Source organism: Streptomyces sp. NPDC101234 (assembly GCF_044767525.1).
Classification (GTDB): domain Bacteria; phylum Actinomycetota; class Actinomycetes; order Streptomycetales; family Streptomycetaceae; genus Streptomyces; species Streptomyces sasae.
Window position 1 is genome coordinate 161,889 of record NZ_JBIWOA010000001.1, and the last position, 24,576, is coordinate 186,464.

The 24,576-nt window shown below is 71.6% G+C and carries 21 protein-coding genes, 1 pseudogene and 1 riboswitch; of the genes and pseudogenes, 9 read left to right on the plus strand and 13 right to left on the minus strand.

The annotated features are described in order from the left end of the window. The first annotated feature begins 1 nt into the window (after position 1). Entirely contained in the window at positions 2-952 is a 951-nt protein-coding gene (locus ACIRR9_RS00760) for an ABC transporter substrate-binding protein (protein WP_403746114.1), read from the plus strand. Here ACIRR9_RS00760 and ACIRR9_RS00765 read toward each other — a convergent pair. Both ACIRR9_RS00765 and ACIRR9_RS00770 read right to left on the minus strand, forming a co-directional pair. After that, positions 949-1,704 (minus strand): isocitrate lyase/phosphoenolpyruvate mutase family protein, encoded by a 756-nt coding sequence (locus tag ACIRR9_RS00765; RefSeq protein ID WP_403746116.1) that lies wholly within the window; start codon positions 1,702-1,704, stop codon positions 949-951. The genes ACIRR9_RS00760 and ACIRR9_RS00765 overlap by 4 nt on opposite strands. Beyond that, positions 1,701-2,198, minus strand: coding sequence for a carboxymuconolactone decarboxylase family protein (locus ACIRR9_RS00770; protein ID WP_123974679.1), 498 nt, complete (start codon positions 2,196-2,198; stop codon positions 1,701-1,703). The genes ACIRR9_RS00765 and ACIRR9_RS00770 overlap by 4 nt, the downstream gene beginning before the upstream one ends. 46 nt (positions 2,199-2,244) lie before the next feature. Between ACIRR9_RS00770 and ACIRR9_RS00775 the strand changes: the two genes are divergently transcribed. After that, a complete protein-coding gene (locus ACIRR9_RS00775; RefSeq protein ID WP_403746118.1) occupies positions 2,245-3,672 on the plus strand; it encodes a PLP-dependent aminotransferase family protein in 1,428 nt (475 codons plus the stop codon). A gap of 63 nt (positions 3,673-3,735) precedes the next feature. Next, complete coding sequence (locus ACIRR9_RS00780) at positions 3,736-4,221, plus strand: carboxymuconolactone decarboxylase family protein (protein WP_403746121.1); 486 nt, start codon at positions 3,736-3,738, stop codon at positions 4,219-4,221. A 146-nt stretch (positions 4,222-4,367) separates the two neighbouring features. On the opposite strand, the gene ACIRR9_RS00785 is transcribed toward ACIRR9_RS00780, so the two are convergent. From ACIRR9_RS00785 to ACIRR9_RS00810, 6 genes are read right to left on the minus strand one after another with little or no spacing between them, the layout of a single operon-like run. Then, positions 4,368-5,159, minus strand: a complete 792-nt coding sequence (locus ACIRR9_RS00785; protein ID WP_403746994.1) for an aminotransferase class IV — start codon at positions 5,157-5,159, stop codon at positions 4,368-4,370. Positions 5,160-5,188: 29 nt separating this feature from the next. Continuing rightward, complete coding sequence (locus ACIRR9_RS00790) at positions 5,189-6,373, minus strand: FAD-dependent oxidoreductase (RefSeq protein ID WP_403746123.1); 1,185 nt, start codon at positions 6,371-6,373, stop codon at positions 5,189-5,191. Beyond that, entirely contained in the window at positions 6,370-7,920 is a 1,551-nt protein-coding gene (locus tag ACIRR9_RS00795; protein WP_403746125.1) for a class I adenylate-forming enzyme family protein, read from the minus strand. The genes ACIRR9_RS00790 and ACIRR9_RS00795 overlap by 4 nt, the downstream gene beginning before the upstream one ends. Positions 7,921-7,960: 40 nt before the next feature. Continuing rightward, on the minus strand, positions 7,961-9,532 hold the full coding sequence (locus ACIRR9_RS00800; RefSeq protein WP_403746128.1) for an AMP-binding protein: 1,572 nt from the start codon (positions 9,530-9,532) through the stop codon (positions 7,961-7,963). Further along, complete coding sequence (gene pabB / locus ACIRR9_RS00805; protein WP_403746130.1) at positions 9,529-11,934, minus strand: aminodeoxychorismate synthase component I; 2,406 nt, start codon at positions 11,932-11,934, stop codon at positions 9,529-9,531. The genes ACIRR9_RS00800 and pabB overlap by 4 nt, the downstream gene beginning before the upstream one ends. Positions 11,935-11,964: 30 nt before the next feature. Beyond that, positions 11,965-12,579 (minus strand): hypothetical protein, encoded by a 615-nt coding sequence (locus ACIRR9_RS00810; RefSeq protein ID WP_403746995.1) that lies wholly within the window; start codon positions 12,577-12,579, stop codon positions 11,965-11,967. 216 nt (positions 12,580-12,795) lie between these two features. Here ACIRR9_RS00810 and ACIRR9_RS00815 point away from each other — a divergent pair, with 216 nt between their 5' ends. Continuing rightward, positions 12,796-13,584 carry a DUF3050 domain-containing protein gene (locus ACIRR9_RS00815; RefSeq protein WP_403746131.1) on the plus strand — a complete coding sequence of 263 codons (789 nt, stop codon included), beginning with the start codon at positions 12,796-12,798 and terminating at the stop codon, positions 13,582-13,584. Here the strand turns inward: ACIRR9_RS00815 and ACIRR9_RS00820 are convergent. Together ACIRR9_RS00820 and ACIRR9_RS00825 are read right to left on the minus strand one after the other, a co-directional pair. Further along, positions 13,565-14,428: a DMT family transporter gene (locus ACIRR9_RS00820; protein WP_403746998.1), complete on the minus strand. Its 864-nt coding sequence runs from the start codon at positions 14,426-14,428 to the stop codon at positions 13,565-13,567. The two genes, ACIRR9_RS00815 and ACIRR9_RS00820, sit on opposite strands and share 20 nt — an antisense overlap. Before the next feature lie 109 nt (positions 14,429-14,537). Continuing rightward, positions 14,538-15,476 (minus strand): annotated as a pseudogene (locus ACIRR9_RS00825) (hydrolase); the annotation flags it as partial. Positions 15,477-15,735: 259 nt separating this feature from the next. Between ACIRR9_RS00825 and ACIRR9_RS00830 the strand changes: the two are divergent. Both ACIRR9_RS00830 and ACIRR9_RS00835 read left to right on the plus strand, forming a co-directional pair. Continuing rightward, positions 15,736-16,080: a hypothetical protein gene (locus ACIRR9_RS00830; RefSeq protein WP_316777146.1), complete on the plus strand. Its 345-nt coding sequence runs from the start codon at positions 15,736-15,738 to the stop codon at positions 16,078-16,080. A 9-nt stretch (positions 16,081-16,089) separates the two neighbouring features. After that, positions 16,090-17,274 (plus strand): glutathionylspermidine synthase family protein, encoded by a 1,185-nt coding sequence (locus ACIRR9_RS00835; RefSeq protein ID WP_403746134.1) that lies wholly within the window; start codon positions 16,090-16,092, stop codon positions 17,272-17,274. 108 nt (positions 17,275-17,382) lie between these two features. On the opposite strand, the gene rocD is transcribed toward ACIRR9_RS00835, so the two are convergent. Then, a complete protein-coding gene (gene rocD, locus ACIRR9_RS00840) occupies positions 17,383-18,588 on the minus strand; it encodes an ornithine--oxo-acid transaminase (RefSeq protein WP_403746137.1) in 1,206 nt (401 codons plus the stop codon). 103 nt (positions 18,589-18,691) lie between these two features. After that, a riboswitch (ZMP/ZTP riboswitch) is annotated at positions 18,692-18,782 on the plus strand. 32 nt (positions 18,783-18,814) lie between these two features. Between rocD and ACIRR9_RS00845 the strand changes: the two genes are divergently transcribed. The 3 genes from ACIRR9_RS00845 to ACIRR9_RS00855 all read left to right on the plus strand — a co-directional run bounded on the left by ACIRR9_RS00845 (position 18,815) and on the right by ACIRR9_RS00855 (position 22,205). Next, positions 18,815-20,269, plus strand: coding sequence for a glycine hydroxymethyltransferase (locus ACIRR9_RS00845; RefSeq protein WP_123974666.1), 1,455 nt, complete (start codon positions 18,815-18,817; stop codon positions 20,267-20,269). A gap of 144 nt (positions 20,270-20,413) precedes the next feature. Beyond that, positions 20,414-21,427 carry a tryptophan--tRNA ligase gene (gene trpS, locus ACIRR9_RS00850; RefSeq protein WP_123974665.1) on the plus strand — a complete coding sequence of 338 codons (1,014 nt, stop codon included), beginning with the start codon at positions 20,414-20,416 and terminating at the stop codon, positions 21,425-21,427. 199 nt (positions 21,428-21,626) lie between these two features. Next, positions 21,627-22,205: a 2'-5' RNA ligase family protein gene (locus ACIRR9_RS00855; protein WP_403746139.1), complete on the plus strand. Its 579-nt coding sequence runs from the start codon at positions 21,627-21,629 to the stop codon at positions 22,203-22,205. Positions 22,206-22,301: 96 nt separating this feature from the next. Here ACIRR9_RS00855 and ACIRR9_RS00860 read toward each other — a convergent pair whose 3' ends face one another. After that, positions 22,302-23,057, minus strand: a complete 756-nt coding sequence (locus ACIRR9_RS00860) for a decaprenylphospho-beta-D-erythro-pentofuranosid-2-ulose 2-reductase (RefSeq protein ID WP_365336647.1) — start codon at positions 23,055-23,057, stop codon at positions 22,302-22,304. Positions 23,058-23,083: 26 nt separating this feature from the next. Beyond that, positions 23,084-24,439, minus strand: a complete 1,356-nt coding sequence (locus tag ACIRR9_RS00865) for an FAD-binding protein (RefSeq protein WP_403746142.1) — start codon at positions 24,437-24,439, stop codon at positions 23,084-23,086. Positions 24,440-24,576: the final 137 nt, after the last annotated feature.

Sequence of the window (24,576 nt, forward strand, 5' to 3'; positions counted from 1 at the left end):
CATGCGTCGTACGACACTCGTCGCCGCCGCCTCCGTGCTGGTCCTCGCGACCGGCTGCGGTGCCGCCGACATGACCAAGCAGGCCTCGCCGTTCGCCAACGCGCAGGGCTCGAAGACGGTCACCCTGTCCGTGCAGTCCTGGGTCGGCGCGCAGTCCGATGTCGCCGTCGCCCAGTACCTCCTTGAGCACAAGCTCGGCTACCGCGTCGACACGGTGCAGGTGGACGAGGTACCCGCGTGGGACGCGCTCAGCCAGGGGCGGGTCGACGCGATCCTGGAGGACTGGGGACACCCGGACCAGGAGAAGCGGTACGTCGAGGACAAGAAGACCATCGCCCACGCCGGGGACCTCGGGGTCACCGGGCACATCGGGTGGTTCGTGCCGACCTACCTCGTCAAGCAGCACCCGGACATCACGAACTGGAAGAACCTGAACAAGTACGCCTCGCTCTTCCGCACCGCGGAGAGCGGCGGCAAGGGGCAGCTCCTGGACGGCTCGCCGTCCTACGTCACCAACGACAAGGCGCTGGTGAGCAACCTGAAGCTGGACTACCAGGTCGTCTTCGCCGGGTCCGAGGCCGCCCAGATCACCCAGATCAAGCAGTTCGCCAAGGAGAAGAAGCCCTTCCTCACCTACTGGTACGCACCCCAGTGGCTGTTCAAGAAGGTGCCGATGACCGAGGTGCGGCTCCCGGCGTACAAGGAGGGCTGCGACGCCGACGCGGCCAAGGTCGCCTGCGCCTATCCGCACACCCCGCTGCAGAAGTACCTCAACGCGGACTTCGCGCGCGGCGGCGGCAGGGCGGCGGCCTTCCTGAAGAAGTTCAGCTGGACGACCGAGGACCAGGACCAGGTCTCCCTGATGATCGCCGACCAGAAGCTGAGCCCCGAGGAGGCCGCGAAGAAGTGGGTGGACGACCATCCCTCGGTGTGGAAGGAGTGGCTCTCCTAGCGCCCTCTCCCAGCGTCCTCTCCTGAGGCCCTTGAAGTCTCCTGGCGTCCGAATCCGTCCAGCGACCGCAGCGCCAGCCGGAGCAGTCCGGGTCCGAACGTGATGCGCGTGGCCCCGAGTTCGCCGAGTCCGGCGGGCGCGGGGCCGTCGCCGTCCGGGCGCGCGTACATGTTCAGCGGGCCCTCGATGCCGGAGCGCAGGAGGGGGAGCAGGGCGGCCGGGGCGTGGATCGGGTAGACGCAGTCCGCGCCCGCCGCCACGTACAGCGCGGCCCGCTCGATGGCCCGGTCGGGATCGGTGACCCCGCGGGCGAAGGTGTCGACGCGGGCGTTGAGGAACAGCCGGCCGCCGGCCGCCGAACGGACCTCGGCCAGCCACTCGGCATGCCGGTGCGGGTCCTTGAGGGCGCCCCCGTGGGAGTCCTCAAGATTGCAGCCGACCACCCCCGCCTCCAGGAGCCGCTCGACCAGTTCCTTCGGCGGCAGCCCGTAGCCGTCCTCCACGTCCGCCGACACCGGCACGTCCACGGACCGGGCGATACGGGCGACAGCCGCGAACATCTCCGCCGCCGGGGTCCGCCCGTCCGCGTACCCGAGCGAGGCCGCGACCCCGGCGCTGGGCGTCGCCAGTGCCGGGAACCCGGCCGCCGCCAGGGCCCGGGCGCTGGCCGCGTCCCACGGTCCGGGCAGGACGAGGGGGTCTCCCGGCAGGCGCCCGTGGTGCAGCGACCGGAAGACGCCGGCCTTGCTCACCCGTGCTGCCCCGGCGTGTAGTGCCCGGGGACCATCCGGGTCGTCACGGCGAACCGGTTCCAGGAGTTGATCACGATGATCGAGGCGATCAGCTGCGTCAGCTGCACCTCGTCGAAGTGCTTGGCGGCCCGCTCGTAGACCTCGTCCGGCACGAAACCGTCGGTCAGCACGGTGATCGCCTCGGTCAGCTCGATCGCGGCGAGCTCCTGCTCGGTGTAGAAGTGCTTCGACTCCTCCCAGGCGCTGAGCTGGACGATGCGCTCGATGCTCTCGCCCGCCGCGAGCGCGTCCTTGGTGTGCATGTCGAGGCAGTAGGCACAGTGGTTGAGCTGCGAGGCACGGATCTTCACCAGTTCGAACAGTTTGGCGTCCAGGCCCTTACGGGCGGCTCCGTCCAGCCGGACCATCGCCTTGTAGACCTCGGGCGCGTGCTGCGCCCAGGCCAGGCGGGGGGTGTGCTCGGGCGCGTACTGAATCGTCTCTTCGGTGGTCATGTCTCCAGCGTAGGAGCCAGGCAGCCCAGAGGTATGGTCCATTTCCATGGGGAGAACATGGGCCACTCTCGGTATCGACCTGCACCTGGAACCGGCCGGTCCGGGTCTGCGCCGGGGCCTGACCGACGCCCTGCGGGAGGCCGTCCGCAGCGGCCGGCTGGTCCCCGGCACCCGGCTGCCCTCGTCCCGCTCCCTCGCCGCCGACCTGGGCATCGCCCGCAACACCGTCGCCGACGCCTACGCCGACCTGGTCGCCGAGGGCTGGCTCACCGCCCGGCAGGGTTCCGGCACGAGGGTGGCGACCGGGGTACCGGCCCTGCCCTCGGGGAAGCGCACCCCGACCCCGGCCGACGGCACGGCCGCCCACCGCCCCGCCTACGACCTGCGGGCCGGCTTCCCCGATGTCTCCTCCTTCCCGCGCGCCGAGTGGCTCAAGGCGGCCCGGCGCGCCCTCACCGCCGCCCCCAACGAGGCCTTCGGCTACGGCGATCCGCGCGGCCGCGTCGAACTGCGCACCGCGCTCGCCGCCTATCTGGCCCGCGCCCGGGGCGTGCGCGCCGACCCCGAACGCATCGTGATCTGCGCCGGGTTCAGCCACGGCCTGATCCTGCTGGGCCGCTTTCTCCGGGCGCGCGGCGCGGACACGGTCGCCGTGGAGTCGTACGGTCTCGACGAGCACTGGCAGCTGCTGACCGCGGCCGGGCTGCGCCAGCTCCCGCTGCCCATGGACGAACTAGGCACGGACACCCGGCAGTTGGGGCCGGGTCCGGCCGCGGTGCTGCTCACCCCCTCACACCAGTTCCCGATGGGCGTCGCGCTGCACCACGACCGGCGGGCGGCCGTCGTGGACTGGGCGCGACGCACCGGCGGCCTGGTCCTGGAGGACGACTACGACGGCGAGTTCCGCTACGACCGCCGTCCCGTCGGCGCCCTCCAGGGACTCGCCCCCGACGAGGTGGTCTACCTGGGCACGGCCAGCAAGTCCCTCGCCCCCGGGCTGCGGCTGGCCTGGATGGTGCTGCCGCCGGCCGTGGCCCGGGAGGTGACCGAGGCCAAGGGCGGCGTGGACACCTGCGGGGTGCCGGACCAGCTGACGCTCGCCGAGTTCATCACCTCCGGCGCCTACGACCGCCATGTCCGCGCGTCCCGCTCCCGCTACCGGCGGCGCCGGGACGAGCTGGTCGCCGCGCTCGCCGAACGCGCCCCGGCGATCCGGGTGACCGGCATCGCGGCCGGACTGCACATCGTCCTGCGGCTCCCGCCCGGCACCCAGTGGCGGGTGATCCGGGCCGCCGCCGAACGCGGCCTCGCCCTCGAAGGCCTCACCCCGCGCCACCGCCACCCGGCCGCCGCCGTCACACCTCCGGACGCCCTCGTCCTCGGCTACGGCACCCCCGCCGACCACGCCTGGTCGGGAGCGCTGGACACCCTGTGCACGGTGCTGTCCGACCCGGCTGTGATCAGCGTCCCATGAATGAGCCCACGAATTCGCGGACAACGGCCCTCGGAATTGAATTCCGGAGGCTAGAGTCTCCCCATGAGCAATGGTGATCAGATTTCCCGTGTGGCCCTCAAGAAAATCACCCCCGACGTCTCCGCGGCGATGGGTTCCCTGCATGCCGCCGCCGTCACCGCGGCCCAGGACGCCAAGGTCGAACCGGAACTCCTCGAACTGGTCAGAATCCGCGCCTCCCAGCTGAACGGCTGCGCGTTCTGCCTCGACATGCACACCAAGGACGCCCGCGCCGAGGGCGAGACGGAACAGCGCATCTACGCGCTGAACGCCTGGCGGGAGACCCCGTTCTTCACCGAACGGGAGCGCGCAGCGCTGGAGTTGACCGAGGCCGTGACCTTCGTGGCGGACGGCCATGTCCCGGACGCGGTGTACGCCGAGGCCGCCGGGGTCTTCGACGAGGCCCAGACCGCGGCCCTCATCTGGGCGGTCACCGTCATCAACGCCTACAACCGGATCGCGATCGCCACCCGGATGGTGCCGGGGGCTTATCAGGCCAAGCAGAAGTAATTCGTCGGCGGAATCAGAATCAATTAAGGCAGCGGAAAAAGCGCCGGGTCGGATTCGATTCGGCGCATTCTCCGTTCTCGGACTCGTTCTCGGACTCTTGGGGTCCCGGAGTCCCGGGGCCCCGGACTCCCGGAGTTCCTTGGAATTCAGTCGCCCGGCAGCGGCTCCATCGCGTCGTCCAGCCACGTCCGCCATTCCCCGGCGCGGGCCGCCCGTGGCGCCCGCAGCGGTTCGCCGACCCACTCCGTGACCGGCCGGATCCCGTGCAGCGCGTTGACCAGCCACACCTCGCGGCCGTCCAGCTCGGCCACGGTCCGCTCCCGGTGGGCCAACCGGATCCCGGACCGCTGGGCCCGCTCCTGGATCAGGGCGACCGTCACCCCGGGCAGCACGGGCAGCCGTGGTGAGGGCAGGCACAGGGTGTCGTCCTCCCACCACAGCACGCTGGCGGTGGGCGCTTCCAGCACGGTCCCGGCGGGCGAGACCAACACCGCCTCGTCCGCACCGGCGTCGGACGCCCGGCCGCGGACCCGGGCCAGCGTGTCCAGGTCGGGACCCTTGCGGCGGGGGACGGTCCGCGGATCGGACTGGCCGGCCGCCCACACCCGCACCTCGGACCCGAGCGGCGGCGTGTGCCGCAGCCGCAGCCGCAACTCCATCGAGCCGGGGGCGAGTTCGACCCGCGGGAACCACTCGCCGGTGCGGGGCAGCGCGGCCGTCATGTCCTGCCAGAACTCCAGCAGCCGGCGCAGCGGCGGCCCGCCGCACTCTCCGCAGGACCGCAGGAAGCGCTCCTTGTGCCGGTCGAGGGCGCGCACCCTGCCGTCCCGGACCAGCCAGGAGTCCGCGACGAGCAGCCGCCCGCCGGACACCGCGCCGTCCTCGGCGGGCCGCAGTCCGCCGGCCGGCGTCCACGTCAGCAGCCCTTCACCGGACATCACTCGTGAGCCCACGATCGCTCGCCTCCTCAGTACTTCCGGCCCGCCAGCGCAGGCGCCCCGTGCCGTGGCCCGTACGGCGCGTGCTCCAGCCAGGATCCGCAGGACGGCAGGACCGGCGCCAGCGCGGCGGCCGCGCGCTGCCGCAGCCGTACGATCCGGCGGCGGGGCCGCAGATGGTCCAGGGCGACCCCGGCCGCCTCGCTGTTGAACAGGCCCGCCGCCCGCCGCAGGGCCGCGAAGTCGGCCACCGTCCCGGTCGCCACCGCCTCCGCCGCGGCCGCCGCGTCCGCGATCCCGCTGTTCATGCCCCGCGCCCCGAACGGCGGGAAGAGATGCGCGGCCTCCCCGACGAGCAGCACCCGCCCGTGCGGGTCGGTGAAGGAGGCCGCGACCTTGCGCAGGAAGCGGTACGTGGACACCCACAGGATCCGGTCCGCGTAGTCTTCGTATCCCTCGCCCACCACCCCGGGCAGCCAGCCGCGTACGGCCTCCTCCGTGCCGTACTCCTCCGCCCGGTCCCCGGCGTGGCACTGCAGGTCCACCTGGAAGCCCCCGGTGAACGGCACCCGCATGACGCTGCGGCCGCCGACGCCCGGATGCTCGTAGTGGAAGACCCGCTCCAGCGGCAGTTCCTCGCCCGGCAGGTCGGCGACGTCCACGACCACGTGGAAGCCCTCGCCGTGCGTGCCCTCCATGGCGATGCCGAGCCCGGCCCGGACGGCGGAGCGGGCGCCGTCCGCCGCGATGACATGGCCGCAGCTCACCTCCCGCCCGTCCGCACAGCTCAGCGAGACACCCGAGGCGGTGCTGCGGACGCCGATCACGCGCGCGTTCCAGGCGAACTCCACACCCGCCCGCCCGCACGCGTCCCGCAGGAAGCGCTCGGTGTCCACCTGGCGCAGGCTGGTGAAGGGCGGCCGGCCGGAAGGGGGCGGGAAGGTGCGGGAGTACACCTCCCGCCCCCGGTACAGGGTGCGCCGGGTGTGCCAGGTCCGGCCGTACGAGGTGATCTCGTCGGCCAGCCCCGGCCGCATGGCGTCGAGCAGCGCGAGGGTCTCACGGTGCACGAACAGGGCCCGGCTGCCGGGTCTTTCACGGTCCTCGGGGTCGGCCTCAAGGAGCAGCACCGGAAGTCCGCGCGCCCGCAGCGCCAGTGCCGCCGACAGGCCGACGGGCCCGGCGCCGACCACCACGACCGGGGTCGCACTCACGCGTGCACACCCGCCGCGAGCATCCGGGTGATCTCCACCCGCTTCACCTTCCAGGTCGCGGTCATCGGCAGTTCCTCGAACTTCCACTGCCTGGGCTCCGCCATCGCGGGCAGATCGGCGGTCGCCTCCCGCCAGCGCTCGGGATCCAGCGGCCGTTCCCCGCGCACGCACACCACCGGGACCGGCTCCCGGTCCGCGCCCGGCACGATCACGACCTCGCGCAGCTCCTCCAGGCGGTCCATGAGGGTGTCCTCGACCTCCAGGTTGCTGTGCACGGAGTCGATCTGGTCGATCTCGCGGTCGATCAGATACAGGGCGCCCAGCCGGTTCCGGTAGCCCATGTCGCCCATCTGCCACCACTCGCCGTCCAGTTGGCGCTCGTACTGGTCCCGGGCGCCGAGGTAGGTGAGGATGCGGCCCCGGGTGCGGGCCTCGATCCGGCCGGGTGTGCCGGGCGCGGCGGGCAGCCCGTCGGAGCCGGTGACGCGGACGCGCGTGAACCCCGGTATCCCGATCCCGACCCGCCGTCCGTCCGCACGGGCCACGGTCCGCCGGGTGAACCACTGGAAGGCGACCGGCCCGGTCTCGCTCTGCCCGTAGAGCTGGATCAGCCAGGGAGTCCGGCGCTTCGAGGCGTTCAGCAGCCTTCGCACCGTGCGCGGATGGATCGCGTCGAACGTCGAGCCGTACGACTTCACGCGGGACAGCGGGGCGCCCGGCGCGTCCGCCAGCTCCTCCCACAGGACGAAGGTGTTGGGGTGGGTCTCGACGATGCCGGGGCGGTGCCGGGCCAGCATCGGGCCGACCTTCGCCGGGTCCGGGTCGGTGATCAGCAGCAGCGGGCTGCCGAAGTGCAGCAGGACGCCGAGCAGGTGGTAGAAGCGGGAGTGCACGAAGGACATGTGCAGGGCCGCGACCTCGCCGCGGGTGGGCCAGCCCATCGCCTGCTGCGGGACCAGACGGTTCCACATGGTCTGCGGACAGTGCACGGCGAGCTTGGGGACGCCGGTGGTGCCCGAGCTGTGGGTGATCAGGGCGGGTTCGCGCGGGTGCAGCCGGATCGCCGGCGGGACCTCGGCGCCGGCGTGCTCGGCCAGGGACACCAGGCCGGGCACGGTGTCGACGGTGAGCGTCTGCCGGACCAGGCCCTTGACGTCCAGGCCGGCCAGCTTCGCCGCGTCCGTCACCAGCCACGGCTGCCGGAGTCTGGGGAGCATCTTGCCCACCACCTCGCCGGCCAGCGCGGGGGAGAGCAGTACGGGCACCGCGCCGATCCGGGATATCGCGCAGGTCAGCAGCACGATGTCGACGTTGTCCGTCTTGTGGACGACGACCTGCTCGGCGGGCCGTACCCCGGCCGCCCACAGCCGCGCCGACAACTCCTCGACGGCGTCGGCAAGTTCCACATAGCTGAGGCGGACGCCGAGGTCCGGGTGGGTGTCCAGGGGGCGGTCCAGGGTGACGAACACCCCGCCGTGCCGGTCGGCCGCCCGCCGGAACAGCGGGCCCAGATAGAACCCGCGCTCGCCGATGAGGGACTCCTGCATGGAGACGTTCCTTTCAGACAGGTTGTTCATTCCGGCACGGTCACCAGGCGCCCTGGCGGACCAGATGGCGGCGGAGCTTCCCGGTCGGGGTGCGGGGCAGGGAGGGCAGAAGACTGACGCTGCGCGGGACCTTGAACGCGGCCAGCCGCTCCCGGGCCAGCGCCAGCAGCTCCTCCTGGAGCCCCGTCGGCGCCGGGCTCACGGCCGGGACGACGAAGGCACGCAGCCGTCCGGCGCCGGTGCCGTCGGGCACCGCCGCCACCGCGACCTCCCGCACCGCCGGATGGGTGCGCAGCACGGCCTCCACCTCCAGCGGGGAGACGGTGATCCCGCCGACCATCTCCATGTCGTCGGTGCGGCCCAGGTGCCGGTAGGCGCCGTCGGGTTCGCGGACCGCCCGGTCGTGGGTGGCCAGCCAGCCGCCGACCAGGGTGCGGGCGGTGTCCTCGGGCCGGTCGAGATAGCCGGGCGTCACCGTGGGCCCGCGCACCCACAGCTCGCCCTCGTGCCCGTCCGGGACCGGCCGTCCGTCGCGGTCGCGCAGCTCCACCTCGAACCCGGGCACCGGACGGCCCACGGTGCCGGGGTGGTTGTGGTCCAGGCTGTTGGCGCAGAAGGCGTGCCCGGCCTCGGTGGAGCCGATCTGTTCGAGTACCGGCGCGCCGAGCAACTCCGCCACCCGGTCGCCCAGCCCGGCCGGCAGCCCCTCACCGGCCGACACGGCGGCCCGTACGGAGGCGAAGCAGGTCCGGTGCTGCCCGGTGCCCCGGTCGGCGACCAGCGCCGCGTACGCGGACGGCACCGAGTACAGCAGGGTCACCCGGTGCCGGGCGACCAGCTCGTCCACCGCGGCCGGAGCCGGCCGCCGGTCCACCAGGACCGCGCTGGACCCCGAGAAGAGCGGGAAGACGAAGGCGTTCCCGAAGCCGTAGGCGAAGTACAGCTTGGACACCGACAGGGTGACGTCGTTCGCGGTGATGCCGAGCAGCGGCCAGCCGATGAGGTCGTAGTACGCCGCCGGGTGGGCATGCGTGTGGACGACCCCCTTGGGCGCGCCCGTCGTCCCCGAGGTGTACTGCACATACAACGGGCTGTCCGCGTCGACCGGATGGACGGGCGCCGGATCGGCGGCGGGGGCCAGCGCGAGCAGCTGGTCGGCGCCGAAGCGGGGACGGTCGGTGAAACGATCCTCCATGCCCGGTCCCGTCAGACACAGCACGGCCTCGGTGTCGGCGGCCATGAACGCGTGGTCGGCGGCGGGCAGTTCGGGGTTGACCAGGACGGCGACCGCCCCGAGCCGGGCGACCGCGAGAAACGCCACCACCCAGGCGATCCCGTCCGGCAGCGCGAGCACCACCCGGTCGCCGGGGCCGACACCCTGCCCGGCGAGGACCGTGGCGGCGCGGGCCCCGAGCCCGTGCACCTCGCCGTGGGTCCAGGCACGGTGGCCCTGGTGGAAGGCGGGCCGGTCGGCCCAGCCGTTGCGCCGGGCCAGGTCGGCCAGCCGGCCGGCGAGGTTGACGGTGTCCGTGCGGCGGTCCGTGCGGCGGTCCGTGCGCGGGTCCGTACGGATGTCCGTACGCGTGTCCGTACGGGACAGGGGCAGCGTCATCGGGCGGCCTCCTCCACGGCGTCCGCCGTGGCCTCGGTGTGCTCCCGCAGCGCCCGCATCTGCGCGGCCGTCTTCAGCAGCATCTCGTCGTACTCGGCGGCCGGGTCGGAGTCCAGGACGATCGCCCCGCCCGCGCCCAGCTGCATCCGGCCGTCCGCGATCACGGCCGTACGGATCACGATGTTGAGGTCCGCGCCGCCGCTGCACCCGAGGTAGCCCAGCGCCCCCGAGTACACGCCCCGGGCCTCGGTCTCCAGACCGTCGATGATCTCCATCGTGCGCAGCTTCGGGGCGCCCGTCATGGACCCGCCGGGGAAGCAGGCGCGTACGCAGTCCACCGCGTCCGTCCCGGCCCGCAGCCGTCCGGTCACCGTGGACACCAGCTGGTGCACGGTCGCGTACGACTCGGTGGCCATCAGGCGGGGCACCCGGACGGTTCCGGTACGGCAGACCCGGCCCAGGTCGTTGCGGAGCAGGTCGACGATCATCAGGTTCTCGGCGCGGGTTTTGGCGTCGGCCGCCAGCGCGTCCCGCAGCCGGTCGTCCTCGAAGGGCGTCGCCCCGCGCGGCGCGGTGCCCTTGATGGGCTTGGCCTCGGCCACCCCGTCCCGGGTGATCCGCAGGAACCGCTCCGGCGAGGAACCGGCCACGTCCAGGTCGCCGAAGCGCAGAAAGGCCGCGTACGGCGCCGGGTTGACGCGGCGCAGCTCCCGGTAGAAGGCGTAGGGGTCGGCCGGGGCGGGCAGCCGGGCCGCGTTGGTCAGGCAGACCTCGTAGCTGGTGCCGGCCCGCAGCTCCCGTTGGCAGGCCTCGATGTCGGCGAGGTAGCCGGCGCGGTCACGCACCAGCCAGGGCTCGGCGGCCTCCAGGTCCGGTCCCTCGGCGGCGGGCGGGGCGGGCGCCGGGGTGCCCGGGGTGAGGAACGTCAGCTGGGCCAGTGTCTCTGTCAGCCACTCCTCGGCCTCCTGCGCGGCCCGCGGGGTGTCCTCCGCCAGGCAGACCGCGTAGGTGACGTCCTCCTCGTGGTCCACGGCGATCAGCCGGTCCGCGAACAGCCAGCAGGCGTCCGGGGTCTCGGCCCGGTGCGTGTTGGGGGAGCCGCAGTCGGCCTTGGTCTCGTAGCCGAAGTAGCCGACATAGCCGCCGGTGAAGTCGAAGGGCAGCCCGTCGGCGTCCACCCGGCGGCTGGTCAGCTGCCGCTTCAGATAGTCGAAGACGCTCGCCGACACCTTGCGCGGCGGCCGCCCCGCCCGCTCGACCGTACAGCGCCCGGCCGTGACGTCGTACCGCACGAACTCGGCGAGCGGGCCGCTGTCGTCGCCCAGGAAGGAGAAGCGTGAGCGGCCCTGCTCGACGAGTGAGCTGTCCAGCCAGAACGACCGGGGCGAGGCGGCGAAGAGACGGGAGAAGGCCGCCTCCGTGTCGACGGCGCCGGCGATCTGGCGGGTGTGCAGTCGGTGGGCGGGGCGCGGGAGCTCTCCCGACCGGGAGGGATCACCCGACCGCGACAGCTCGCCCGGCTGGGAGAGGACACCGGACCGGGCGGGATCCCCCGACCGGGAGTGAGTACCTGGCCGGGTGGGATCACCCGACTGGGGGAGATCGCGTGGCCGGGAGAGATCGACTGGCGGGGCGAGAGCCGCCGGCCCGGAGCGGTCCCCCTGCCGTGGGCGGGGGACGGCCGCCGCCGGTCCGCTCCCGGAGACGGCGGCGGAGACGGTGGCAGCGGCGGAGGCGGCCGCCGCGGACCTGGGCCTCGGTATCACCGCGGCCGCAGGCGGGACCGCGGTGTTCTTGGTGCGCGCTCTGCGGGCCCGCCGGGCGGTCAGGTTGCGGAAGTTCACCAGCATGCGGTGGCCGTACTCGGTCAGCACCGACTCCGGGTGGAACTGCACGCCCCACAGCGGCCGTTCGCGGTGGCGCAGGCCCATCAGGACGCCGTCCTCGGCCCAGGCGGTGGCCTGCAGGGCGGCGGGCAGCGGCTCGTGCACGGCCAGCGAGTGGTAGCGCACGGCGGTGAAGTCCTGGGTCAGTCCCTCGAACAGGTCCCGCCCGTCGTGCCGGACCCTGGTCAGATGCCCGTGTCTCGGCTGCGGGGCGGGCGCCACCCGGGCCCCTTCCCCGAGCGCGATGCCCTGGTGGCCCAGGCAGACCCCGAGCACGGGGACCGTGGACTCGCCGATCACGTGGGCGCTGATGCCGAAGTCACGGGCGTTTCCGGGATGCCCGGGCCCCGGGGACACCACCACGTTGTCGAACTCCGCGAGAGAGGGGAGACCGGAGGGTGTGCCGCCCCTTTCGTCATTGCGGACCACCACCGGTTCCTCGCCGTTGACCTCGGCGATCAACTGGAACAGGTTGTAGGTGTACGAGTCGTAATTGTCGATGAGCAAGGTCTTCACCCGCCCACCTCCCTCGGGTAGTTCCCGGGCCTATGCAGCCCGTCGTTTGTGCCGCCCGCGCAGTGCCTGCAGCGGCGGGTACAGCCATTTCTTGAAGAAACGCTGGAGTCGCGGCATGAGAATCCAGGTGACAAGCGCAGTCACACAGAGACAGAGCAGCAGAGTGCGGATGAGCGGATTGAGGCCGCCGAGATGGGGAATCACGATGATGTTGAAGAGCAGAACCGGCGGAAACACCGCGCTCATGTTGATGAACCACAGTTTCCATTTCGCCGGAGGGGTGGGCGGCGGTGGCACGGGCGCCGGCCCGGCCAGCGAGTCGAACCACACCTTCGAGCCGCGCACGCTACGGCGACCGGTGGGCCGGGCGATGCCGTCCGTCCGGGTCTCCCACTCTCCGCGGTCCAGGGAGTTCTCCCAGGCCAGCGCCGAGTCCTCGGTGGCGAAGCGATACACGACATGCCATTCCGCCTCCTGGTCGACAAGGACGCCACCGCCGAGGAACCCCGGCTGCCGGGCGCTCGCGCCCAGCATGGCCCACCCCCAGGAGTGGAAGTCGGCCTCGCGACCCGGCATCACGTGATAGGCCACGGTGACGGTGACGGGATTACTGGTCACGGTGTCCTTTACGGAATGGACACACATGGCGTTCAAAGGTTCAACGAGATTTTTTGCGGCCCGGGGGCGTGCCTGGGGAGACGTCTGGAACGTGTCCGGAACGTAACTTTTTATAGCGCTTTCTATGGTCTTGCTGCCTTCTGTCGTCGGCTACTTCGGGTAACTCGCGCGGAATTTCAGAAAGTGCTTGCCGGGTGGCTGTGAACGTTGCACGATCGCCGTCCCGGAACAAAGGAGAACGTCATGTCGAGGTACGTCTGGAATCTGACCCGAGAAGGCCAGGAGGCAATTGACCAGGCGCGTTCGGTGATCGAATCCGCGCGAAAAGAAGTGACCGCCCACCCGCTTTACCGGCGGATATCCGACCGGGATCACCTGGCGACGTTCATGACCCATCACGTCTTCGCCGTCTGGGACTTCATGTCCCTGCTCAAGTCGCTCCAGCGGGAGCTGACCTGCATCGACGTGCCCTGGGTGCCCCGCGGCTCCGCCGTCGCCCGCCGGCTCATCAACGACATCGTGCTGGTCGAGGAGAGTGACGAGCTGAACGGCGGCTTCACCAGCCACTTCGAGCTCTACCGCGCGGCCATGACCGAGGCGTCGGCCGACACCGCCCCCGTCGACACCTTCGTCGCGCTGCTCACCGAGGGCCATGACGTCGACGCCGCCCTCCGGGTGGCCCAGGTCCCGGCCCCGGCCGCGGAGTTCGTGCGCACCACCTTCGAGATCATCGCCGAACGCCCGCTGCACTGCCGGGCCGCCGCCTTCGCCTTCTCCCGCGAGGACCTGATCCCGGACATGTTCGACCAGGTCGTCGAGGAGGAGGGCACCGGCCGCTTCCCGCTCTTCCGCGACTACCTCGCCCGCCATATCGAGGTCGACGGCGAGGAGCACACCCCCATGGCCCTGCAGATGGTCGCCGACCTGTGCGGCACCGACGAACAGCGCTGGAGCGAGGCCGTCGAGACCGTCCTCGTCGCCCTGGAGGCCCGGACCCGCCTCTGGGACGGGATCACGGACGCGATGGGCTGAGCGGCTCCGCCGCCTCGGGGCCGGCGTCCGCCACGTCCGGCGCCTCGCCGAACCGGGCCAGTGCCAGCGCCCCCGCCACGGCCACCGTGAACCCCAGCACCGCGAGCCAGGTCAGGCCCTCCCGGGTACGGTCCCCGAGCCACACCACCCCGACCGCCGCCGGACCGATCGTCTCGCCGATCACCATGCCGGCCGTCGCCGTGGTCACCGAGCCGCGCTGCAGGGCCGAGGTCAGCAGCATGAAGGCGGCGCCGCCGCCGACCAGCAGGGCGTACGTGGCCGGGTTGGTCAGCAGTCCGGCCGGCCGCAGGGTGTCGATCAGCCGGACCGACACCTCCACCACCCCGAACCCGAACCCCGCGCCGAGCCCGAGGACCAGCGCCCGCCACCGCCCGGACAGCCGTCCGCCGGCCAGCCCGAGCAGCAGCACGCCCACGGCGATCCCGAGCGTGACCCACTTCAGCGTCATCGACCCGGAGCGGTCCCCTTCCGGCCCCGACGCCAGCCCCAGCATGGCGAGCCCCGCGCACACCACCGCCACCGCGGCCCACTCCGCCCCGCTCAGCCGCACCCGCAGCAGCCGCGCCGCGACCACCGCCGTCACCGCGAGGGAGGACGCCAGGGCCGCGCTCACCGCGTAGATCGGAATCGACCGCAGTGCCAGGATCTGGAACACGAACCCGAGCCCGTCCAGCCCCAGCCCGACCACGTACCGCCACTGCCGTACGGCCCGCAGCAGCAGCGCGGCCTCCCCGCCCGCGCCGTCCCCGACCTCCCGCGCGGCCATCGCCTGCAGGACCGTCGCCGTACCGAAGCAGATCGCGGCTGTGAGCGCGCACACCATTCCAAAGAGCACATAGGGACTCTAGGCGAGAGGAGCAAACGGTGACCCGGGGGAAAGTAAGAAGCGGGCCCGGGGCGCACCCCGGACCCGCTCGACCCCTGGTGCGTCAGCTGGCGCCGGCGAGCCAGGCGGTGGCGTTGAGGGCGAGGGCGGCGTTGGTGGCGCCGCTGTCGTTCCAGCCGTCGTACAGGGTGTTGCCGGACTGGCCGGTGCCGTCGTCGATCGGGGAGCTGTCGCCCCAGAAGGCGACCCGTCCGCTGCCGAAGGTGGATGTCAGGAAGAAGGCGCCGGTGTTGCCGGAGTAGCCGCTGCGGTACAGCAGCCCCTTGACGTCCGAGTTGTCGGAGGGCTTGAGGGTGGCGGTCGTGCCGTTGGCGATCAGGCTCTTGGTGACGGTGCCGAAGGAGCCGTGCAGGACGGCGTTGCTGCTGTCGCTGATGGCCTTCGGGTAGCCGGAGCTGATGTTCAGCGAGTCGACGGAGAAGCCGAACGGGTCGGACGAGTCGACGCTGTTGTTGGTCATCAGGTCGTTGAGGATCTTGACCGCGTCGTAGCCGTCGTTGTTGCGGTCGGCGCCGGTGTGGTCGGAGATCATGAACAGCCCGCCGCCGTTCTTGACGAAGTTCATGATGGCCGTCTTCTCGGCGGTCGTGAACTTCGTGTTGGGCTCGGGCAGCACCAGCGCGTCGAACTTCGACAGGTCGGTCGTCGACGAACCGCCGTACGTCAGCGCGCTGGTGGCGGTCTTCAGGCTGTAGTCGCCGGTCTGCTGCAGGGCGACGCCCCACGACGACAGCGCGCCCGTCCAGTCCGTCTCGGAGGACGGGGAGGAGTCCTCGCCGAGCGGGTCCGGCTTGCTGGTGGAGATGATCCAGTCCGCGTTGCCCGCCTCCTCGGCGTGGCCGTCGTCGAACAGGACGCGGTAGCTGGTGGCCGCGTGGGCGGGGGTGGCGCCGCTGGTGGCCTGGACGGCGGCACCGGCGGCGAGCAGGCCGAACACGGCTGCGGCCGTGGTGAGTTTGCGGCGTGAGGCGGCAAAGCCGGGCATCTGTCATTCCTCCATCGGTGGGGGATGCGAGAGGGATGGCGGTGCGGGTCGTGCGTCGATCGTTCTGCGCGCGTAGATTCGAAGTTGATCGTTCACCCAGGGGCAGGGTGGACGGTACCCGGGCGACTCGGGGCGCCGTAAGGATCCCCGGGGGCTTCACATGATTTTCTTACCTGTACATGACAATCCAGGGCTGGCCGAAACCGCTCGTCTAGACTGTCGCCGGACATCGCACGGGGCGGCACGGGGGATCACGGACATGGCGGACATACGTCGGCAGATGCGCTCGGGCACGGTCGTCCTCGGCGGCATGGGCCTCCTGGCCGCCGCCCTGACCGCCTGCTCCTCCGACCCCGACAAGCGCTGCGTCGACCGCGACAGCTACCGCGCCACCAAGGGCTACCAGGTCGTCTCCGACAAGAACTGCACCTCCACCAAGTCCGCCGTCAACGCCGGCTACTACTACGGCGGCAAGAAGCGGAGCGGCTGGGTCAAGGGCGGCTCGTTCACCAAGTCCGGCGGAGGCTCGGGCGGTTCGTCGAGCGGCGGTCACAGCGTGCACCGCGGCGGCTTCGGCGGCGGCCACGACAGCTCCGGCGGCTGACCGGTTCCCATGCGGCGCCATACGACCGAACCCCGCCCCGACTGGCAGCGCACCGTCGAGGAACAGGGCCTGATCTATCCCCTCACCCGCCACCCCGACGGCGTCCTGCGCCCGTACTGGGACGAGAGCGCGTACTACGCCTTCACCCTGGACGAGGTGGAGGCGCTGGAGCGGACCGTCGAGGAACTGCACGAGATGTGTCTGGCGGCGGCCGGCCACATCGTGGCGAAGAACCGCTTCGCCGACCTCGGCATCACCGACCCGCGCGTGGTCGGGGCCGTCACCGAGTCATGGCACCGCCGCGCCGAACTCCCCTCCCTCTACGGCCGCTTCGACCTCCGCCACGACGGCACGGGCCCGGCGAAACTCCTGGAGTACAACGCCGACACCCCCACCTCCCTGGTGGAGGCGGCCTCGGCCCAGTGGTTCTGGATGGCGGACCGCTTCCCGGGCGCCGACCAGTGGAACAGCCTCCACGAACGCCTCGTAGAGGCCTGGCGGGCACAGGCCCGCCTCCTCCCGCCGGGCGCCCCGCTCCACTTCGCCCACTCCGCCGCCGACGAACTCGGCGAGGACCTGATGACGGTCGCGTACCTCAAGGAGACCGCCGAGCAGGCGGGCCTGGACACCGACTGGATCTCCATGGAGGAGATCGGCTGGGACACGCTCTCCGGCCGCTTCGTCGACAACCGGCTCCGCTTCATCCGTGCCTGCTTCAAGCTCTACCCGTGGGAATGGCTCACGACCGACGCCTTCGCGGACCACGCCCTCGCCACCCTGGACAACGGTGGCGGCACGGGCGCGACGATGTGGATCGAGCCCGCCTGGAAGATGCTGCTCAGCAACAAGGCCCTCCTCGCCGTCCTCTGGGAGCTGTACCCGGACCACCCGAACCTGCTCCCGGCGTACCTGGACGGCCCGAGGGAGCTGGCGGCCACGGGCGGCTACGTCAGCAAGCCGCTGCTGGGCCGGGAGGGCGCGGGCGTGGTCGTACACGAGCCCGGCCATGCCCCGGTGATACGCGAAGAGCCGTGCTGCTACCAGCAGTTGGCCCCCCTGCCCGACTTCGACGGCAACCGGGTGGTGCTGGGCGCATGGGTGGTGGGCGATGAGCCCGCAGGCCTGGGAATCCGCGAGTCGGCGGGTTTGGTGACAGACGACTACGCCCGCTTCTTGCCCCACGTGATCCTTTAGCGCCCCGACAGGGGCGCTGGGGGTACCCCCGGCCGAAGGCTGGGGGAGGAACTGCGCGACCAGCCACAACGAACCCGCAGTCGCCCACCCTCGGCTCGGCCCTCCCCATCAGGCGCTCAAAACCCCCCACAACTGCTCGATCCCCCACTCCAAGTCGTCCTCCTCCACCACCAACGGCGGAGCGATCCGCACGGTCGACCCATGCGTGTCCTTCACCAGCACGCCCCGCTCCATCAACCGCTCCGAAACGACCCGCCCGGACCCCACCCCCGGATCCACATCCACCCCCGCCCACAGCCCCCGCCCCCGTACGGCCGTCACCCGTCCACTCCCCGCGATCTCCGCCAGCCGCCGGTGCAGCAGCTCCCCCAGCTCGGCAGCCCGCTCCTGGAACTCCCCGGTCCGCAGCATCGCGATCACCTCAAGAGCCACCGCACAGGCCAGCGGATTCCCGCCGAACGTGGACCCGTGCTCCCCGGGCCGGAACACCCCCAGCACATCGGCGCTCGACACGACCGCGGACACCGGCAGCACCCCACCCCCCAGCGCCTTCCCGAGGACGTACACATCCGGTACGACCCCCTCGTGCTCGCACGCGAACGTCCGCCCGGTCCGCCCCAGCCCCGACTGGATCTCGTCGGCGACGAACAGCACGTTCCGCTCGCGCGTCAGCTCCCGCACCGCCGGCAGATAACCGGCCGGCGGCACGATCACCCCCGACTCGCCCTGGATCGGCTCCAGCAGCACGGCGACCGTGTTCTCGGTCAGCGCCGCCCGCATCGCCGTCAGGTCCCCGTACGGCACGATCTCGAAGCCCGGCGTGTACGGCCCGAAGTCCGCCCGCGCCTCCGGATCCGTCGAGAAACTGATCACGGTCGTCGTACGCCCGTGGAAGTTCCCGCCGGCGACCACCACCTTCGCCATCTCACCGGGCACCCCCTTGATTCGGTACCCCCACTTCCGGGCGGTCTTCACAGCGGTCTCCACCGCCTCCACCCCCGTGTTCATCGGCAGCACCATCTCCATCCCGCACAGCTCCGCCAGCTCCGTGCAGAACGCGGCGAACCGGTCGTGGTGGAAGGCCCGGGACGTCAGCGTCACCCGCTCCAGCTGGGCCTTCGCCGCCGCGACCAGGCGGGGGTGGCCGTGCCCGAAGTTCAGCGCCGAGTACCCGGCGAGGAAGTCCAGGTACCGGCGTCCCTCGACGTCCGTCATCCACGCGCCGTCGGCCGTGGCGATCACCACCGGCAGCGGGTGGTAGTTGTGCGCGCTGTGCGCGTCGGCGGCGGCGATGAGGGCTTCGGCAGTGGTCACGGCGACTCCAGAGAACGCGGCGAGATGATCCCTTTATTACCGTCTGTCCGTGCCCGACTGGTGGACGCCACGGCCCCCGGGCCCGGCGTGGCCGGTAATGTGACCAGCGGGCCGTGACTGGCGCGCTGGGATGGGACCGACCATCGGGGAGCGGCCCGCGTCGTGATCGAGTGCCGTGCGCCTGGGCCGAACCGTGAATGCCGAACGCCATGTCCGGAGGTCCCGAATGTCAGACAACTCTGCGCCCCTGTCCACCGAGTCCACCGCGTACCGCGCGGCCCTCGATGTGATCCGCGCGGTCGAGCCGCGGGTCGCCGACGCCATCGGCCAGGAGGTCGCCGACCAGCGCGAGATGCTCAAGCTGATCGCCTCCGAGAACTACGCCTCCCCGGCGACCCTGCTCGCGATGGGCAACTGGTTCAGCGACAAGTACGCCGAGGGCACCATCGGCCGCCGCTTCTACGCCGGCTGCCGCAACGTCGACACCGTCGAGGGCCTCGCCGCCGAGCACGCCCGCGAGCTGTTCGGCGCCCGGCACGCCTACGTCCAGCCGCACTCCGGCATCGACGCCAACCTGGTCGCCTTCTGGGCCGTACTCGCCGACCGCGTCGAGGTCCCCTTCCTGGAGAAGACCGGCGCCCGCCAGGTCAACGACCTCTCCGAGGCCGACTGGGCCGAGCTGCGGCAGGCCTTCGGCAACCAGCGGATGCTCGGCATGTCCCTGGACGCGGGCGGCCACCTCACCCACGGCTTCCGCCCGAACATCTCCGGCAAGATGTTCGACCAGCGCTCCTACGGCACCGACCCGGCCACCGGCCTGATCGACTACGACGCGCTGCGTGCCCAGGCGCGTGACTTCAAGCCGCTGATCATCGTCGCGGGCTACTCGGCGTACCCCCGGCTGGTGAACTTCCGGATCATGCGCGAGATCGCCGACGAGGTCGGCGCGACCCTGATGGTCGACATGGCGCACTTCGCGGGCCTGGTCGCCGGCAAGGTCCTGACCGGCGACTTCGACCCGGTCCCGCACGCCCAGATCGTGACCACGACCACCCACAAGTCGCTGCGCGGCCCGCGCGGCGGCATGGTCCTGTGCGACGACTCCCTCAAGGACCAGGTCGACCGCGGCTGCCCGATGGTCCTCGGCGGCCCGCTCCCGCACGTCATGGCCGCCAAGGCCGTCGCCCTGGCCGAGGCCCGGCAGCCCGCCTTCCAGGACTACGCCCAGCGCATCGTCGACAACTCGCGCGCGCTGGCCGAGGGCCTGATGCGCCGGGGCGCCACGCTGGTGACCGGCGGCACGGACAACCACCTCAACCTGATCGACGTCGAGACGTCCTACGGCCTCACCGGCCGCCAGGCCGAGACCGCTCTCCTCGACTCCGGCATCGTGACCAACCGCAACGCGATCCCGGCCGACCCGAACGGCGCCTGGTACACCTCCGGCATCCGCATCGGCACCCCGGCGCTCACCACCCGTGGCCTGGGCACGGCGGAGATGGACGAGGTCGCGGGCCTCATCGACCGCGTCCTCACCGCCACCGAGCCGGGCACGACGAAGTCCGGCGCCCCGTCCAAGGCCTCCCACGTCCTGGACGAGAAGGTCTCGACGGAGATCGCCCAGCGCGCGACCGATCTGGTGGCGGGCTTCCCGCTCTACCCGGAGATCGACCTGGGCTGATCGACGCCCTCAGGGGCAGCGGCCCCGTAAGGGGCGCGGGGAACTGCGCGAGCAACCACATGCGACCCGCAGTCCCCCGCGTTCCGAAACCACCCCACCCCTCAAGGGCCGACCACCCCCTCACCCTCTGAGAGAATGGTGAGCATGGCTTCTGACCGACCCCGCGTGCTCTCCGGCATCCAGCCCACCGCCGGCTCGTTCCACCTGGGCAACTACCTCGGCGCCGTCCGCCAGTGGGTAGCCCTCCAGGAGTCCCACGACGCCTTCTACATGGTCGTCGACCTGCACGCGATCACGGTCCCGCAGGACCCCGCGGACCTGCGCGCCAACACCCGGCTCGCCACCGCCCAGCTGCTCGCCGCCGGCCTGGACGCGGACCGCTGCACCCTCTTCGTGCAGAGCCATGTCCCCGAGCACGCCCAGCTCGCCTGGGTGATGAACTGCCTCACCGGCTTCGGCGAGGCCAGCCGGATGACCCAGTTCAAGGACAAGGCGGCCAAGCAGGGCACGGACCGTGCGTCCGTCGGCCTGTTCACGTACCCGATCCTCCAGGTCGCCGACATCCTGCTCTACCAGGCCCACGAGGTCCCGGTCGGCGAGGACCAGCGCCAGCACGTCGAGCTCACCCGTGACCTCGCCGAGCGCTTCAACGGCCGGTTCGGCGAGACCTTCACCATCCCGAAGCCGTACATCCTCAAGGAGACGGCGAAGATCTACGACCTCCAGGACCCGTCGATCAAGATGAGCAAGTCGGCGTCCACGCCGAAGGGCCTCATCAACCTCCTCGACGACCCGAAGACGACGGCGAAGAAGGTCAAGAGCGCGGTCACCGACACGGACACGGTGATCCGCTACGACGTCGAGAACAAGCCGGGCGTCAGCAACCTCCTCACCATCTACTCCACCCTCACCGGCAAGTCGATCGCCGAGCTGGAGCAGGAGTACGAGGGCAAGATGTACGGCGCGCTCAAGACGGACCTCGCGGAGGTCATGGTCGAGTTCGTGACCCCGTTCCGCGAGCGCACCCAGCAGTACCTGGACGACCCCGAGACGCTCGACTCGATCCTGGCCAAGGGCGCGGAGAAGGCCCGTGCCGTCGCCGCGGAGACGCTGGCCCAGGCCTACGACCGGGTCGGCTTCCTGCCCGCCAAGCACTGAGCGAAGCGCCGACGGCACCGAGCGAGGCGCCGGGGGCGCTCGGGGCGCTCCGGGGAGCGCACGGGAGCGCTGCACATCACTTCGGCCACGGCTGCCCCGAGGGCGGCCGTGGCCGTACAGTCGATAGACGGACGGCCGGGTACGAACCCGACACGCGTCCGACTGTCACGACCGACCAACACGACCGACGGGAGATGACGTGGGGACCGTAACGATCGGCGTGTCGATCGCGGTCCCGGAGCCTCACGGCAGCCTGCTCCAGGAGCGGCGCGCGGGCTTCGGCGACGCCGCGGCCCATGGCATTCCGACACACGTGACCTTGTTGCCGCCGACGGAGATCGACGCGGAGGCGCTGGCCGCCGTGGAAGCCCATCTGGGCGAGGTCGCCGCGGTGGGCCGGCCGTTTCCGATGCGGCTGAGCGGTACGGGCACGTTCCGGCCGCTCTCGCCTGTCGTCTATGTCCGGGTGGCTCGGGGCGCGGACGACTGTGCATGGCTCCAGTCGCGGGTCCGGGACGAGTCCGGGCCGCTCGACCGTGAGCTGCAGTTCCCGTACCACCCGCATGTGACCGTCGCCCATGGGATCGACGAGGCCGCCATGGACCGGGCGTTCGCCGAGCTGGCGGACTTCGAGGCGGAGTGGCCTTGTATGGGGTTCGCGCTGTACGAGCAGGGGCTCGACGGCGTGTGGCGGCAGCTGCGTGAGTACGCCTTCGGGGGCTCTGTCGTTCCGCCTCAGGCGGGGCATGTGGAGCAGGAGAGCATCGCCGGTCGGTAGTCCGCGGGCCGGTGGGGGCTGGTCGCGCAGTTCCTCCCCCAGCCTTCGGCCGGGGGGACCCCAGCGCCCCTGAAGGGGCGCGTCCCAGTCGCCCCATCAAATGGGCAACCGGCGGAACACCGACCGCGGCGCGTGCCGTAGTGCCGACATCACCACGCGCAGCGTGCCCGGCACCCACACCACCTCCGAGCGCCTGCGCAGGCCCGCCTCGATCGCCGTCGCCACCGCCTCCGGTGTCGTGGCCAGGGGTGCTTCCGCCAGCCCCGCCGTCATCTTCGAGCGGACGAACCCGGGCCGTACGACCATCACATGCACGCCCGTCCCGTGCAGCGCGTCGCCCAGGCCCTGGGCGAAGGCGTCGAGGCCCGCCTTGCTGGAGCCGTAGATGAAGTTGGAGCGCCTCGCCCGTTCGCCGGCGACCGAGGACAGGACCACCAGTGAGCCGTGGCCCTGTGCCTGCAGGGCCCGTGCGCTGACCAGGCCCGCCGAGACGGCGCCGGTGTAGTTGGTCTGCGCGACGCGCACGGCGTTCACCGGCTCGCGTTCGTCCGTGGCCTGGTCGCCGAGGATGCCGAAGGCGAGCAGGACCATGTCGATGTCGCCGTTGGCGAAGATCTTGCCGAGGGCCGCCTCGTGGGACTCGGGGTCGAGGGCGTCGAAGGCGACGGTGTGGACATCGGGCCCGAGGTCGCGCAGCCGCTCGGCGGCCTTGTCGAGCGCGGGGGAGGGGCGGCCCGCCAGCCAGACCGTGCGGGTGCGGCGGGCGATCAGCCGGCGTGCGGTGGCCAGCGCGATCTCGGACGTACCGCCGAGGACGAGCAGGGACTGGGGCATTCCGAAGGCGTCCTTCACGGCAACTCCTGAGGGCTGGGGGAAGACTAGAGACCGAGACGGCGGGACAGGTCGGAGACGAACACCCCGCTCGGGTCCAACTCCGCGCGCAGGGAGCGGAATTCGGTGAGCCGTGGGTACATCGCGGCGAGCAGCTCGGGGCGCAGCCGGGAGTCCTTGGCGAGGTAGACACGGCCGCCGGCGACCGCCACCTCCTCGTCCAGTTCGTCCAGGAAGGCGGCGAGGCCGGGCAGGGCGGCCGGGATGTCGAGGGCGAGGGTCCAGCCGGGCACGGGGAAGGAGAGCCAGCCGGGGTCGGCGTCGCCGAAGCGTTTGAGGACGGCCAGGAAGGACGGGCAGCGGTGCTCGGAGATACGGGCCACGATCCGGCGCAGGACGTCCTCCCGGCCGTGTCCGACGACGAACTGGTACTGGACGAAGCCGGCGCGGCCGTAGACGCGGTTCCAGTGCGGGACGCCGTCCAGGGGGTGGAAGAACGCGGAGATGCCCTGGAGCTGGCCCGTACGCGTGCGGGGCGCCTTGCGGTACCAGAGCTCGTTGAAGAGGCCGACGGTGGTACGGCCGAGGAGACCCCCGGGGACGAAGGCGGGAGCGGCCGGAAGCTGTCGGGGACGGAAGGCAAGGGGTGCGCGCCCGGCGCGCGTTTCCCTGCCGAGCGCCTGCAGGGGCGCGTGGTCGCCCCGGGTGAGCACCGCGCGTCCGGTCGCCGCCCCGCGCGCCAGCAGGTCGATCCAGGCGACCGAGTAGCGGTAGCGGTGGTCGGTGGCGGTGAGACGGGCCATCAGATCGTCGAGGTCGGCGGCGCGTTCGGTGTCGACGGACATGTACGACGTCTCGACGGGGAGGAGGCGGACGGTCGCCGTGAGGATCACTCCGGTCAGACCCATGCCGCCGGCCGTCGCGTCGAACAGCGGGGTGCCGCGGCTCACCGTGCGGACCTGGCCGTCGGCGGTGAGGAGTTCGAAGGACAGCACATGACGGGAGAAGGATCCCGAGACATGGTGGTTCTTGCCGTGGATGTCGGCGCCGATCGCGCCGCCCACCGTCACCTGCCGGGTCCCCGGGGTCACCGGGACGAACCAGCCGAGCGGCAGCAGCACCTCCATCAGGCGGTGCAACGAGACCCCGGCGTCGCACAGCACGGTGCCGCCGTCCGCGTCGATGGCGTGGATGCGGTCGAGGCCCGTCATGTCGAGCACGGCTCCGCCGGCGTTCTGCGCCGCGTCCCCGTACGCGCGTCCCAGGCCCCGCGCGATACCGCCGCGCGCCCCGCAGTTCCGGATCGCGTCCGCCGCCTCCTGGTAGGTCCGGGGCCGGATCAGGCGGGCTGCGGTGGGGGCGGTGCGGCCCCAGCCGGTGACGGACACGGTGTCTCCAGACATACGGCGACCGTAACGCCCGGTATGGGTAATTCGCGCCATTGGCTGCGAGGGATCGCCTGACTCCCCGAAACGGGTGATTATCGGAATGTCGCTCAATATGGTCGCTGCTTTGGCGGGGCGAAGGTGAACAGTGAGTC